A 14,993-nucleotide genomic window follows, 5' to 3' on the forward strand; every position below is an offset into this window, starting at 1 on the left:
TTAATCTATTTGTTTATCTTCAATTTTATTTATAATTTTCTGTCCCACGACAACTCTATCCAATCCAGCTAAATCCTTTATAACTTCCACATTTTTAAAACCTGAGCTTGTCATAATCTTAGCAATATTTTTCCCCTGCCTATATCCAATCTCAAATAACAAATATCCAAAATCAGCTAAATAATCGGCTGCCTTCTGACAAATCTCATAATAGAAATATAATCCGTCATTTTCTGCAAAAAGTGCTTCACTTGGCTCATGTAATAAAGTGTCATCTGACATAATACCAGCTTCATTAAGGGAAATATATGGTGGATTTGACACTATCATATCAAACTGCTTAAATTCAACATTTTCAAATAAGTTTGATTTTAAAAATTTTATATTTGAAACTTTCAAAAGTTGTTTATTTTTTTCAGCAGTTTCAAGTGCCTTTTCAGAAATATCCACGCCTAATACATAGGAATCTTCTATTTCCAATGCGGCTGTTATTCCTATTATACCACTTCCAACGCCAATATCAAGTATTTTGGGATGAATTTTTGAATTTTTTTCAAAATTTTTATTTTTTAGAATGTTATTTTTTAAAATACCAATCATTTTTTCAACCAAAACTTCTGTATCCTGACGTGGAATTAAAACTCCCTTGTCAACGTAAAATTTTCTTCCATAAAATTCCTGCTCATTCAGCAAATACTGAACTGGAAATTTTTCACGTCCAATTTTTTGAATAAAATATCTGATTCTTTCAATTTTTTCATCTTCAATTTCATCTTTATACCTTGTAAAAAGCATCATTCTATCCACATCTAAAACATGTGAAAATACAATTTCAGCAATTAATTTACTTTCAGCAATACTATTTTTTTCAAGATACAAAATACTTTTATCAAGCAGTAATTTTAACTGCTTTTCAGATTTTTCCATATTTTCAAAATCATTATTGTCAGATATTTTTTTATTATTGTTTATCACATCATTTAGTTTTTCTCTAATTTTTTTCAACTCATCTTCTGATAACATACGCTCAAATTCAGCATAAAGCATTATTCTTTCCATTCCCATTACTTCCGAAATTACACTTTCAGCTTTCAATTTGGCATTTTTTATATTTTTTTTTTCCAAATAATTAACCGATTTATTTAAAATATCCAGCAAATTATTCATTGCTATTTCCAACTTCTTTCAATAATTCCGCCTGTTCATAGGCAATTAGGGCATCTATCATTTCATCTAAATCTCCATCCAAAACGCCATCCAGCCTATGAAGCGTCAATTTAATCCTGTGATCCGTAACCCTTCCTTGTGGAAAGTTATAAGTTCTAATTTTTTCAGATCTATCTCCACTTCCAACTTGCGAACGTCTTTCATTTTCAACTGCACTTCTTTGTTTTTCATATTCCATTTCATACAGTTTAGAAGCCAATACTTTCATTGCAGCTTCCTTATTTTTTATTTGTGAACGTCCATCTTGTGAAGTTACCACAAGTCCAGTTGGCAAGTGAGTAATTCTTACGGCAGAATCAGTAGTATTTACGTGTTGTCCACCCGCACCACTTGATCTATATGTGTCAATCTTTAAGTCACTTGGATTAATTTCAACTTCACTTACATCATCTATTTCGGGAAGTACCGCAACTGTAATTGTAGACGTGTGAACCCTTCCAGAAGACTCAGTAGCCGGCACCCTTTGTACACGGTGAACTCCGCTTTCAAATTTCAATCTTGAATAAGCACCGTGCCCTTTAATTAAAAATGTTACTTCCTTCAATCCCCCAACCCCAATTTCACTTTTGTCAATGACTTCAGTTTTCCAACGGTTTCTTTCTGCATATCTTGTAAACATTCTGAAAATATCAGCTGCAAATAATGCCGCTTCATCTCCACCTGCTCCTGCACGGATTTCCATAATAACATTTTTATCATCGTTAGGATCTTTTGGAAGTAAGAGTATTTTTAATTCTTCTTCAAGCTGTGGGATTTCTTCTTCAATTGAATGAATCTCCTCAAGCATCATTTCCTTCATTTCTGCATCTTTTTCAGCTTTTAAATCTTCCTTCAGGCTTTCCATTTCCTCTTTACGATTTTTGTAATATGTATATTTTTGAACAACTTCATCAATACTGTTTAAAGCCTTATTGTACTCCATAATTTTCTTTGGATCTGAAACAACTTCAGGATCCATAAGCATTTCTGTAAGTTCCTTATGCTTTAAGACAACATCGTCTAATTTTTGAAACATAATTTATTTTTCAACTCCTAAATTTTCTATTTTATTTAAATCATTCATATTTTTACATTTGAATATCATTATTTAACCTTTGAACTTTTTACAGTATTTTTACTGACTTTTTACAATTTTTTCAGTAAAATCAATACAACTAAATAACTTTTACCACTAAACATTGTAACATATTTTTTAACTTTTTTCAATTTTTAATTATACAAAATCCCAAATTGCAACATCACAAATAATATAATAAATGCAACTGAAAATCCAAGCAGTCCACCTGCCAGAACTTCCCTTATGCTATGAATCCCAGATTTAACACGGCTCTGTGCTACAAGTCCCGCCATAAAGAATCCTAAAATCAATATTCTTATATCAGGTGTCATAAAAAGCAGTATTCCAAAAGCCGCAAAAGCTATTGCACTATGTCCACTCGGCATTCCACCTTCAAGTGGTGTCCCCTTTTGAAAAAATGATTTTAGGACAATTACTAAAATTCCAACCAGAATCAATATCAAAATCGAAATATTACCTTTTCGTCCTGCTATAATATGCAATTTATTCGTACCATCAAAAATATCCAGCAATTTATCATAAAAAAGCAAATATCCCACACAAAGTGCATTTATCGCAGCAATCAGAACTGCTCCAGCCGCCACATCCTTAGCCAGTTTTGCAAGCGGATGTCTTTCTGGAGAAATCAAATCCACAAGTGCCTCAACCGCTGTATTTATAAGTTCCGTAATTATTACAAAAGACACAGACAACGAAATTATAAGAATTTCCACTTTGCTCGCATTTATTACAATTGCCAAAATCACAATAATAATTGCCGCAAGTATATGAACCTTCATATGCTTTTCATTCTGCAATGCCGAAATCATCCCCTCAATTGCAAAATTAAAACTGTCTACAAGCCTTTTGTCCCTTGCCCTTTCCTTCTTTATATCCCAATTATATCTATCTTTCCTATGAAATAACCAAAATATTGATTTTTTCTCTTTTTTATTTTTTTCTTTCAAAATTTTTACTCCTTTCTGCATTTCAATGATTTTTAAACAACTTAAGTAAACAACTTTTAATTATCTGTTATAATTAAATTTACTCAAAATTTTTTCTTCTCTTCTTCTCATAACAACTTTATCTTCCTCTTCAATATGATCATATCCCAATAAATGCAACATCCCGTGACACAAAACATAATAAAATTCCCGCTCGTCAGAATGTCCGTATTCACTAGATTGCTCTTTTACACGCTCGATCGAAATTACAATATCGCCTAACATATTTACTGCTCCAAAGTTTTCGGTTTCATTGTAGGCGAAGGAAATTACGTCGGTTGGAGCATTTTTTTGACGGTATTCACGATTTATTTCCTGAATTTGTGCGTTTGTTGTGATTAATAATGATAAATAATATTCATTTTTATCAAATTCTTTTTTGTATTCATCTTTTAAAATGTAACTGACAAATTCCTTTATTTTTTCTTCATCAAAAAAATTGTCAATTTGTTCAATATCATAAGTTATATCAATATCCAGCATAATTTTCTCCAATTTTAAGTTTTAATTTTTTTTCATTTTTTCATCCATTTTCGGATATTTTATTCTTTCGTGATAAACTCCCTGTAATGTATTTATAAAGGATTGCACCACCTTTTCTATTTCTCCCAGAGTCAAGTCAGAATCACTCAACTGTTTATCGTCCATTTTTGATTTTACTAAATAACGAATAAAGTTTTCGATTCCTTCCTTACTTTTATTTTCAAGAGTTCTTGTAGCCGCCTCCACCGTGTCCGCCAGTAGAATTATTCCTGATTCCTTTGTTCTAGGCTTAGGCCCGCTGTATCTGAAATTACTTTCTACAACTTCTTCTCCACTTTCCAACGCTTTATAGTAAAAATATTGTGTCAAGGTTGTTCCGTGATGTTCCAGTATTACATCCAGAATCTCTTTTGGCAATTTGTTTTCTTTTCCCATAATGTAGCCGTCTTTTGTGTGTGAAGTCAGTATTAATGCACTTAACGATGGTCTTATCTTGTTATGCGGATTGTCTCCATTTTGCTGATTTTCCACAAAAAATTCTGGCCGCTTCATTTTCCCTATATCGTGGTAATATGAGGCTATTCTTGCAAATGTGGCATTTGCCCCTATGCTTTCAGCCGCTCCTTCCGCCAACGCTCCAACCATTATGCTGTGATGAAAAGTTCCCGGTGCTTTCATAAGCAGCTGTTTAAGCAGTGTATGTGAAAAATCACTTAATTCAAGCAATTTCATTGTTGTTAAAATTTCAAAGTAATCTTCAAAATATGGTAATACCGCAAGTGACAGCATTCCAGTCAGAATTCCTGAAAATACTGAAAATACTATCATTAACATCATCAATCCAAAACTTGACTGATTAACCAGCCCATAGCTGAATGACAGCAGAGCCTGAAATATTCCCAAAAAGAAACTCAATTTCACAATATCACTTCTGCTCACAAGATTTGCAGCTTTGTAAACTGCAACTAGCGAAACCGCTATTGTAACTAGAAGCCACGATTCTTCCCGTGATAGGACAATCATATTTGAAAATGTCATTATAATTGCATATGCCCTGTTTCCCAAGATTGTTGATATAATTGGAAGCATTGCAAATGGAAGCAAATAAATAAAAAATTCATTGTTCAAAAACAAAATATAAATCGTATTTACAAATATTATTGTAATGAGTGTTGGATAAAATGCCTTTGATTCCATAACTTTTCTTGCATTTTTTCGCAGCAAATAATAAATTAATGTCATAAGTAACGAAAAAGTGGTAGCAAGTCCAACAGTTTTTCTAAACTTATCCCCATTTCTTACGAGATTCAATTTTTCCAGCTTCAAAAATGTATCAGAATCAATGATTTCACCTTTTTTTACAATAATATCCCCTTTGTAAATCTTGATTTCCTTATCTCGCAACGACATCATATTATCTGCGATTTTTTTCTTTGTAGCCGCCTCATTTATAACAAGGTTGGGCTTTATAAAATTTTGCAGGACTTTCATATCAATGGTATCTGCCTTTATATCTTTTTTTCGGATTATTTTGGATAAATTTTCCATTTTATAAATTCCGTTGCTGTAAATTTCTGATATTATGTCCATTAAATTTATAGAATATTCGACATTTTCTGTCCTTCTCGCTATTTCCTTAATGTCATCAATCGTAAATGTATACTCATTTTCCTTTATGTATCTGCTAATTGTCGCATCATCAAACGGTTTCATATTTCGTATATCACGTAAAAATTTATTAAGTGAAATTACAGTTTGCTTGTTTACATCCTTTATTTTATCAAATTCAGGCTGTGTCGTCTTCGTTATTTTTTCTTCAATACTGTCATCCAGAATATCCACAAAATAAGATACATTCTTATACGCCACAATATCCGATTTTGCAATGCTTCCAACAACATAATTCACATTCAGCCTTGACATTTCGATAATTATACCAAATATCATAAATGTTATCATTAAAACAATAAACCTGAACATAAATCTGTTTTTGCCACTATACTGTGTTCCATTGCTTTTAGACTTTTTTTCCTTTACTTCAAAAACAAATTCCCGCCCTCGTATATTTACTCTCATTTTCCCTTTCCTTTCCTGAATTTTATAAAACTCCCTTTTTATTTTTACCATATTCTAAATTTTTTTACTTCATCCTTTTTAAAATATCATTTTTACTTTCCACCACCTTATTTCGTGGCAAAGCCGTCAAAAATTTCTTTCCATACATTTTTTTTATTATTCTGTTATCAAGGATAACAATATTTCCGCTGTCCGTCTTGCTTCTAATAAGCCTGCCAACTCCCTGCTTAAATTTAATCACAGCTTGCGGAACCTGATAATCATTAAACGGGTTTTGCCCATTTTTTCTAATATTTTCAATGATTGCCTCCGTTACAGGATCATTTGGCACTTTAAACGGCAATTTTGTAATAATTACTGATTTCAGCTGTTCTCCCTGCACATCGACACCTTCCCAAAAGCTGTCTGTCCCAAACAATATCGGATTTTTAGAATTTTTAAATATTTCTATCATTTCGTGACGTGGAAAGTCATTTTGCTTTATAAGCGTATATTCCTTTTCTGAAAAATGTGATTTTAACTGATTGTACAAAAAGTTCAAGGCACTATATGAAGTAAATAATAAAAAACAATGTCCTTTTGTACTTTTTATCACGCCTTCAATAAATTCTTCCAAATCCCGCAGAAATTCAACATTTGTCGGATCAAGCGCATCTTCTGGAATATAGACTTTCATCTGTCTTTCATAATCAAATGGCGATTTTACAATTCTTTCGTCTATTTTCCTGCGATTTTCCTTCATAAGCCCAATGCTTTTTTTATAATAGTCAAACCTATTGTCAACAGCAAGTGTCGCCGAAGTAAAAATCATCCTGTCCATTTTCGTAAACAAGTTATCATTCAGTTCATCCGAAATATCAAAAGGCGTCGCATATAATTTCACATTTGGACGGACTGTAGTAACATTAGCCCAGTAAACATAGCCTTCCTCTTTTCCCTCCAGAATAAACTCAAACTTCTTGTAATACTGCTTCAGTCTTTCATAATATCTCGAAAATTCAAATAAAAATCCCTCTTTATCTTCAAGATTATAATTATTCACTTTATTCAAAAATTTATTAATTTTTATAACTAGATTTCCATAACTTTCCTTAAACTGACTATTAATTTCCATAACTTCACGAAAAGCCTTATTACTTCGCATTTTCTGCTTATCAATCTTTATCTTGATTTCCCTGTTGTCATTATTTTCCGAAAAAAGATAAATTAATTTATCAAAAATATCTATTCCCTTGTCATAAAACGTGTTCAATTCTGCAATAACATCTTCCTTTAATTCATCGACTTTCTCATATTCTTCACTTGAAAGACTTTCATTCAGATAAGTCATCACCCTTACAATAGCCCCACCATTGCTGGAATTTACCACACGTTTATTATAAATATGCCCCATAAGCCGTCCAAACGATATTTTTGACGTTTCAAAAGTAAAATAATTTCGAGCTGTATCTTCGATATTGTGAGCCTCATCAAAAACGACAATATCATAATTCGGCAAAATCGAATAATTTGTATAAAATCCTGTTTGATTCCTAATTGCTAAATCGGCAAAAAACATATGATGGTTTACAATAAGAAGTGTAGCATCTGCAACATTTTTTCTTGCGTTAAAAAAGTGGCATTTTGAATAATACGGACATTTCACACCTTTGCACATATCAGCTTCACTGTTTACTTTTTCCCACATACTGTTTGAAATCTCATATTTCAGCTCATTCCTGTCACCTGTTCTCGTAACATTTTTATCCCAGTCAATAAGATTTCTTATAATGTTTTTTTCAGTTTTTTCCTCTTCCGTGTCTGTTTCCTTCTCCGTAACATCGATATTATAAAGTTTTCTCTTGCAAAGATAATTCCCTCGCCCCTTTACAATCTGATAATTAAAATCCTCATCAATAATTTTCCTTAAAAGTGGAATATCCTTATTAATAAGCTGTTCCTGCAAGTTAATTGTATTTGTGGAAACTATCACTTTCAGATTATTTTCAATGGCATAAAGTAACGTAGGCAGTAAATAAGCAATCGTCTTTCCAGTCCCAGTCCCAGCCTCAACTATCAGCTTCTTATTCTCATTCATGCTATTTTCAATGAATTTTGCCATCTCATACTGTTCTTTCCGTACCTCAAACTTGCCAAAATTCCTATGAATAACCCCATTCTCCCCAAAATATTCATCTATATCTATTTTTATAAATTCCTTTAGCGGCACAATCACATAAATATCATCCACAGCATTATTCACAATGTACGAAGCTCCTCCAACTTCCCCATACATGCTGGAAATATTCACATCCTCATCTGATGGAATCAGCACTCCAGACGGATGATTATGTATTATAACCTCATTTTTTCTCATCATATTTAATAATGCGGCAACAGAGCCAGAATTTCCCCGTGCTATCACTTCTACATCTGCAACAATCCCTTCCCCATCAGGAATCCCCCGAAAAAACACTTCATTTCCACCAGATTCACTGATTTCCAGACGCATTTTTTCCATTGTCCCCGCACTAATAAATTCAGCAACTTTCATCTTTCCTCCTATAATAAAGATTTTACTATATAATAGGCTTTTTTTCAACTTTTCTTTTAAAAAAATATAGAAAAAAGCCATTTGATATAATTCATAAAATTATATAAACAGCTTTTTAAATTAGTTTTTTTTAATTGTTAATTTTAATTTTTCAGGTTTTATTCGTTAATTGAACCATGCCCTGAGTTTTGAAGGCTACAACTTTTATCTTTTCCATTTTCTGTATAGATAGCGTCATTACCTTTCATGTGGATTGAAATATTTCCATTTGAATATTTTTCTCCACTACCGGAAGTCGCTGAATTTAAAGTGTAGATTCCACCATAACCGTCAGCCAGTTTTACTTTATCTGTTGAAAGATTTTCAACTGTTACATCTTGATTTCCATCACAGCTGTATTTTCTTAGCAAATGATTACTGGAACTTTGGTTGCTGCTGCTTGAGTTACCATTTCCTGTCATATAGCAGCTTTCATCACTTCCACTCTTTGTGAATACTGCATCATTTCCCTTTATGTGAATTGAAACTCCTCCACCTGTGTACTCTTCTCCACTACCAGATTTTGTTAATTTCAGATTGTAAACTTTTCCATTTTCATCTGTCACTTTTACTCTGTCTGTTGAAAGATTCTGTACTGTTACATTTCTGCTGCTACAGCTGAATTTTCTTGTCAAATTTGATGCTTTTTTTGAAGATTTTGCTCTCGCTGCTGAAAAACCAATAGAACTAAGAGCCAAAACTCCAACTAAAGTTGTTAAAACCATTCTTTTTGTTGATTTCATAACATCCACTCTCTTTTCTTCAATTTATTTTATTATATGCTCAAACTCCTAAAAATGAAACACATAAATCCTGTTTGAGTAATAGCCCAAACTTTATTCATTTTTTAAAACAATTTGGCTATAACAATTACACTTTTGAAATTTTATAAATCTCTTCTAAAATTTCGGTATTAGTATATCACACTTTAATTTTAATTTCAATTATTTAATAAAAAATTTTTCTCATATTTTTTAGTAAAATTTAATCTTTAAATTCTATGATTTTATTTTTTCAGAACCTCCAAATCCAGTATTTAATAACCAAAAATAACACATCGTATTCCAAAGCCAAAAATATTTTCAAAATCCATCCAATAATTAAAGGAAAAAAAAAGTAATATCATGTATAATTCTATACAAAAGGGATCATACGTTATCCTAAATTAACGTAAATTTTTTATAAAGGACATTTTTATGAGAAAAAAAACAATTTTCACATTGATTAAGGACTATTTTTTAATTGGACTGGGAACTTTTATTCTGGCATTTGGATTACATTTTTTCTTTTTCCAGAATAAAATAGCAAGTGGAGGAGTAACAGGGCTGGCACTTGTTGTAAACAGCATTTTTCACATTTCAACAGGGTTATTTGTCGCAGTTAGCAATTTTATCCTGTTTGCACTTGCATTTATCGTAATCAGCGGGCAATTTGGCTTAAAAAGCATTTATGCTACGGTGCTTTTATCAATCTTTCTTTCATTTTTTGAAAAATTTTATCCCAATTATGCCCTTACTCACGACTTAATTTTAGCCACAATTTTTGGAAGTGCATTGTGTGCTTTGGGAGTAACGATTATTTATTTGTACGAAGCCTCGACTGGCGGCACTTCAATCATTGCGAGAATCCTTACAAAATATTGCCACATCAGCTACGGAATGTCAAGTTTCATTGTAGATGCAATTGTTACTCTTCTGGCAATTTTCGCCTTTGGAGTCGAACTGGGGCTTGTGGGACTTTTAAGTGTCTATGTAACTGGATTTATCATTGACAAGTTTATTGAAGGATTTAATTCACGTAAGCAGATTATGATTATCACATCAAACAAGGACATCGTGCTAAACTACATTTTAAAGGATTTTGACAGAGGATGCACCGTACTTAAAGGAGTTGGAGGTTATTCTGGTGCTGAAAAGGACATTTTACTCACGATTATCGAAAGAAGGCAGTTTATTCAGTTAAGAAAATTCCTAAAAACCCATGATCCAACTTCCTTTGTAACAGTAACTGACACGACAAAAGTTTTTGGAGAAGGTTTCGATCAATTACATTAATTTTTAAATTTTACAAAAAAAGAGAAAGCCAATTACAATTTTTTTATTTTATATTTCTAGACCTTTTTGGTTAATAAATGTTTTTTCTTATTTTATTTAATAGCAGTTTTTTTAACGCAAGGGCATCAAACGCCATGCCCTTGCATCCCCGCTCTCGAATTTCAATTTTACAGCAAAAGACAAAACTCGCTTTTAACAAAAGTTATTTTAATCTCATAAAGTTATTATTAATTTAAATGAAATAGAAAAGCTCAAACAAATTGTCTTTTACTGAAAAATTAAAATCTCGGAAATTTATAATAGACCTGTTCGACAACCTTGTATAAAGACCAATATCAGGGTATAATAATACTGGTGATGAAAATGATAAATAATGTTGAAAAAATAAAAAAACTTAAAGAAGAAAACTATCAGAAAATTTTTGGCATTAAAAAAAATACCTTTGACAAAATGCTGAAACTTTTGAATGAAGCATACAGAATTGAACATTTAAGAGGCGGACATCCGCCAAAACTGTCTGTTCTTGACAGGCTTGTAATTATACTTTCATACTATCGTGACTATAGAACTATGGAAAATATTGCCTTTGAATATGGTGTTGCAAAAAGTACCATCTGTGAGTGCGTTAAATGGGTTGAAAACATCTTGATAAAAAGCGAGGAGTTTTCTTTGCCCAAAAAAAGGGAACTTGTCAGGGACACTGAGATAGAAGTCGTGCTGGTTGATGCTACGGAATGTGAAATTGAGCGTCCTAAAAAAAACAGCGGAAATATTATTCAGGAAAAAGGAAAAAACATACTATAAAGGCTCAGATAGTGGCAGACGAAAAGGATTTAAGTATACTCAACGTCTCGTTTTCGCACGGGAGCGTTCATGACTTCAGGCTGTTCTGATGACTTGAATGAAGTTTCATATTTTGACGGAAATCATTAAAAATTCATTGATTCTAAAAAGCGAAAGGAATAATTGAATTATGAGAAAAAGAAATGAATTAATATGGTTTTTGCCTCTTTGTTTTGTTTTTCTATCTTTAATAATGATAAAATTTTGTACTCCTAGAATAAATGAAAAATACATTGTTGAGGCTATAAAAAGAGAAAATATAGAACTTTTTGTAGATACTAAAGGTACTGTACAAGCTAAAGATTTAATTAATATCGGACTTGATATTGATATGGGTGTTGATAATATTTATTTCAAACAAGGAGATAAAGTAAAAAAAGGAGATGTTATTATAAGGTTTAGTGATTATCAAAATCAAGACCTTATCAATCAATTAAATATCCGTAATGCTGAACTTGCTGTAAAAAAATCTCAATTGAGATATTTGCGTGAACAATATAAATAAGGAATGCAAGTAATGGATCAAATACAAAAATTATCTGGAGAAATAGCAAGTTTGGAAACTGATGTGAAAAAAATGTTTGAAGATAGTAAACTTGTTCAAAGAGTTATTTTTAGTCCAGCAGATGGATATATTGTAAAAATTAATGTAGTAAAAGGTGGAACAACAAATATTTCTACTCCTGTTTTAATATTAGTTAGGGACGATAACTTAAAAATTGTAACAGAGCCAATTGAAACAAAAAAACTTGAATATGTAAATATTGGAAATTCTGCTCAAGTAAAATCCTTAAATTTAACACAAAATGATAAAGAAAAAAAGGCGGATAATTCAGATAATTTTAAAACTTTTTCAGCTGTATTATATAAAATTAATGATACAAATGTTGAAAATCTTAAAACTTTGGAATTATTGACAAATTCCTTTAAAGATATTATTTTAAATGAGCCTCTTAATATCCGAATCTTTTATCAAAAGAAAGAAAATATTTTAACTGTTCCATTAAAAGCTGTTGTAAAGAGGAAAATTAATAATATTATAAAAACCTATATTTATTTTATAGATAAAGATAATAAAGTTACAGAAAAAGAAGTTTACACAGGTATAAATAATGGTGAAAAAGTTGAGATTTACGGTATAGGAATAGATAAAGGTCAGGAAATTATTGTAAATCCAGATGATAAATTACAAAATAATGTTATTGTAAAAAGAAGAAGTTTGGAAGATGAAGAACTGGCAAGAAAGAAAAAATTAAAAAAATTAGAAGTTGAAACAGCGAAAAAGAAAGAAGAAATTGAAAAAGATGAAATAGAAATTATACGATTGAAGAAAGGAAAATAAAAATTTTCAAAGATTTAACTATTCAAAATAGTTAGATATCATTACTAAATATATTGATAAGTGGAGGAAAAATGGGAAAAAATAAAAAATTATCATTTGATGATAATAATAATTTAAAAAAAATAATATATTGGTTAATGGTAAATTTTTTTGTTTTAACAGCTCTAAATTTTCACTCAGGAGTGCATATTAGGAAACAAGCTGAAAATATAGTGTACCTTTTTGTATTTTTATCTCCAACTTTATTTCAATTAGAAGGATTTAGAACTAAAAATATAAAAATAGAAAAAGTAATTTTATTTTTAATAAGTGTAATATTTTTCCAATTTGTTATTGGAATATTAAAAGAGTATCATTGTAAAATTTATTATAGTATATTAATATTATTTTATTCAATGTATATCTATATGATTGTATCTGAAATATGTAAAATGAAACATATAAAAGGGATAGGAAAATTATTTTTAATTCCCATAGTAGTAGTAAGTTTTGTAAATATTTTTTTAAATCTCTACTTGATTAAGTTTCCAAACTATAATTTTGGAAAATGTAAAAATGAGAATGAAAATATATTTAAATATATAGAAATTTTTATACATGGGTTAGCATCTATTGCCTTTTTATATCTTTATGTCCAAACAGAAAGGTCCAATTTATATAAAAATAGTGAATTAGAATATCAAAGATTAGGTAAAAATGATAAATTAGAAAATAATATCAATCGAAAAGATAAAATAATTATAAAAAGAATGATTGACAATAAAGAACGGAAAAAATATTTGTATGGGGTAATTGAAATGGAGGAGTATGAGTATTTATTTTTATCAAAGGATTTAGAGTTGGGAGTTTTAAGTAAAGAAATAAAAAATAAATTAAAAAAAGGTAGAGAACTTATAATAGATAATTTTTTCGGTAAAATACCTCAAAAAGTCCTTTTAAATATAGTTCCTAATAGTAATAAAATTACTATTATAGAAAAAAGGAATAAACTTATAAGAGGTAGAGAAGAATATTTAAAACAATTAAATAAAGAAATAAGAAATGAACGAAAATCTATTTTAGTAAGTGACGAATGGGGAAATGGTAAAACATTTTTTATAAGAAAGTTTATGAGTAAATATAATTCAGAATATGAGTTTATATATATAAAAACTCCGTATTTTAATACAAAGGTTGAATTTAGAAAAAAAATTCTATCAGAAATAAGAAGAGTATTTTTAAAAAATAAAATATTTTCAACTTCTGTGATAGAATTGTCAAAATATTTTAATGTGGAATTTAAAGGTATAATATTTAATTTTCAAGAAATAGATTATACAAATATGATTTCAAACCTCTCAGAAGAATTAAGAATGATAAATAAAAAAATAATTCTAATTTTAGATGATGTAGATAGAATAGATGAGAAAAAAATAGTACGTGAGTTTCTGGGGTTTGTAGGTGAATTAAATTTGGAATTAAATAATGAAATTACTATTATAACTATTTCTTCACATGAAAAATTAAAAGGAATATTAGAGTTAAAGGATAGTGACTATCTTGAAAAATATTTTGAGAAAGTGTTTTATTTAAAAAATCCAAGCGTTCTTGATAAAATTTCTTTTTTTGGAAAAGAGAATAAATTGAAAAAAGAAACTATTAGTAAAATAATAGAGTTTGAAGAGTTTTTAAATAATGAAGTAAAGAAAGTAGATGAAGAAAATACTGATCAAATAAGGGTAGAAGAAAAAAATAAAAATTTAAGAAATATAGAAAGGCTTATTAAAAGAATAAGGAATTATAAAATAAAAAATGAAGTTTATGAAGACATATCTATTATTTTTGATATTATAGAATTATTGTATCCAAATTTTTGGAAAGAAATAAAAAAAGAGGTTATAAATGAAAAAACCATAAATGAAAATGTTAAAGATGAGAGTCAAATAGGTGTGTACAATGTTATGAAGGAGATAAAGAAAAAAATTTGTATGAATAGGGAGAATTTATCGAATTCTTATATTTATTCAATGTTTGAAGCCAAAATATCTAACACAAGATAATAAAAAAGACTAACTATATAATGTCAAGTTTTTTTTTCAAAAAAAAACAAAAAATTTTTTTTGAAGAATTTATGTAAATTTTTGCATAACAAAATAGATAATTTAATAATTTAAATTATTCAAATGATTAATTAATGATATTTTTAAAAAGTTCGTTTTTAGTTTGTAAATGGTAAATAACTCTGACTAATTTTTTAACAACGTGAGATATGGCAACATTAAAATGTTTACCTTGAGAACGTTTTCTGGCAAGATGTTCCTTAAATACAGGGCAGTAGATACTGGTTAGTCTT

At 29.7% G+C, this 14,993-nt stretch carries 13 protein-coding genes; 6 read left to right on the forward strand and 7 right to left on the reverse strand.

The window, feature by feature from the left end; genetic code table 11:
• The 7 genes from prmC to K324_RS0112210 form a co-directional block, all read right to left on the reverse strand.
• Nucleotides 1-1,167: a peptide chain release factor N(5)-glutamine methyltransferase gene (prmC, locus tag K324_RS0112180; RefSeq protein ID WP_026749375.1), complete on the reverse strand. Its 1,167-nt coding sequence runs from the start codon at nt 1,165-1,167 to the stop codon at nt 1-3.
• Entirely contained in the window at nt 1,160-2,242 is a 1,083-nt protein-coding gene (prfA, locus tag K324_RS0112185) for a peptide chain release factor 1 (protein ID WP_026749376.1), read from the reverse strand. The genes prmC and prfA overlap by 8 nt, the downstream gene beginning before the upstream one ends.
• A 194-nt stretch (nt 2,243-2,436) precedes the next feature.
• Nucleotides 2,437-3,273, reverse strand: a complete 837-nt coding sequence (locus K324_RS0112190; RefSeq protein WP_026749377.1) for a diacylglycerol kinase — start codon at nt 3,271-3,273, stop codon at nt 2,437-2,439.
• A gap of 39 nt (nt 3,274-3,312) precedes the next feature.
• Entirely contained in the window at nt 3,313-3,774 is a 462-nt protein-coding gene (gene ybeY / locus K324_RS0112195) for an rRNA maturation RNase YbeY (protein WP_084533652.1), read from the reverse strand.
• A gap of 21 nt (nt 3,775-3,795) precedes the next feature.
• Entirely contained in the window at nt 3,796-5,850 is a 2,055-nt protein-coding gene (locus K324_RS0112200; RefSeq protein WP_026749379.1) for an HD family phosphohydrolase, read from the reverse strand.
• A gap of 64 nt (nt 5,851-5,914) precedes the next feature.
• The gene (locus tag K324_RS0112205; protein ID WP_026749380.1) at nt 5,915-8,383 is read right to left on the reverse strand and encodes a helicase C-terminal domain-containing protein; all 2,469 of its coding nucleotides are present in this window, start codon (nt 8,381-8,383) and stop codon (nt 5,915-5,917) included.
• Between the two features lie 158 nt (nt 8,384-8,541).
• Nucleotides 8,542-9,165: an MliC family protein gene (locus tag K324_RS0112210; RefSeq protein ID WP_026749381.1), complete on the reverse strand. Its 624-nt coding sequence runs from the start codon at nt 9,163-9,165 to the stop codon at nt 8,542-8,544.
• 453 nt (nt 9,166-9,618) lie between these two features.
• Between K324_RS0112210 and K324_RS0112215 the strand changes: the two genes are divergently transcribed.
• The 6 genes from K324_RS0112215 to K324_RS0112230 all read left to right on the forward strand — a co-directional run bounded on the left by K324_RS0112215 (nt 9,619) and on the right by K324_RS0112230 (nt 14,700).
• Nucleotides 9,619-10,476: a YitT family protein gene (locus tag K324_RS0112215; protein ID WP_026749382.1), complete on the forward strand. Its 858-nt coding sequence runs from the start codon at nt 9,619-9,621 to the stop codon at nt 10,474-10,476.
• A 363-nt stretch (nt 10,477-10,839) separates the two neighbouring features.
• On the forward strand, nt 10,840-11,280 hold the full coding sequence (locus K324_RS0112220) for a transposase family protein (RefSeq protein ID WP_036095767.1): 441 nt from the start codon (nt 10,840-10,842) through the stop codon (nt 11,278-11,280).
• Nucleotides 11,281-11,291: 11 nt separating this feature from the next.
• Entirely contained in the window at nt 11,292-11,369 is a 78-nt protein-coding gene (locus K324_RS16640; protein ID WP_408610828.1) for a hypothetical protein, read from the forward strand.
• An 80-nt stretch (nt 11,370-11,449) separates the two neighbouring features.
• Entirely contained in the window at nt 11,450-11,824 is a 375-nt protein-coding gene (locus K324_RS16445) for an efflux RND transporter periplasmic adaptor subunit (protein ID WP_232051227.1), read from the forward strand.
• 12 nt (nt 11,825-11,836) lie between these two features.
• Complete coding sequence (locus K324_RS14925; RefSeq protein ID WP_231370722.1) at nt 11,837-12,661, forward strand: permuted SH3 domain-containing protein; 825 nt, start codon at nt 11,837-11,839, stop codon at nt 12,659-12,661.
• A gap of 71 nt (nt 12,662-12,732) precedes the next feature.
• Entirely contained in the window at nt 12,733-14,700 is a 1,968-nt protein-coding gene (locus tag K324_RS0112230) for a P-loop NTPase fold protein (RefSeq protein ID WP_026749384.1), read from the forward strand.
• Nucleotides 14,701-14,993: the final 293 nt, after the last annotated feature.

Origin of the sequence: Leptotrichia trevisanii DSM 22070 (genome assembly GCF_000482505.1) — a bacterium.
Lineage (GTDB): Bacteria > Fusobacteriota > Fusobacteriia > Fusobacteriales > Leptotrichiaceae > Leptotrichia > Leptotrichia trevisanii.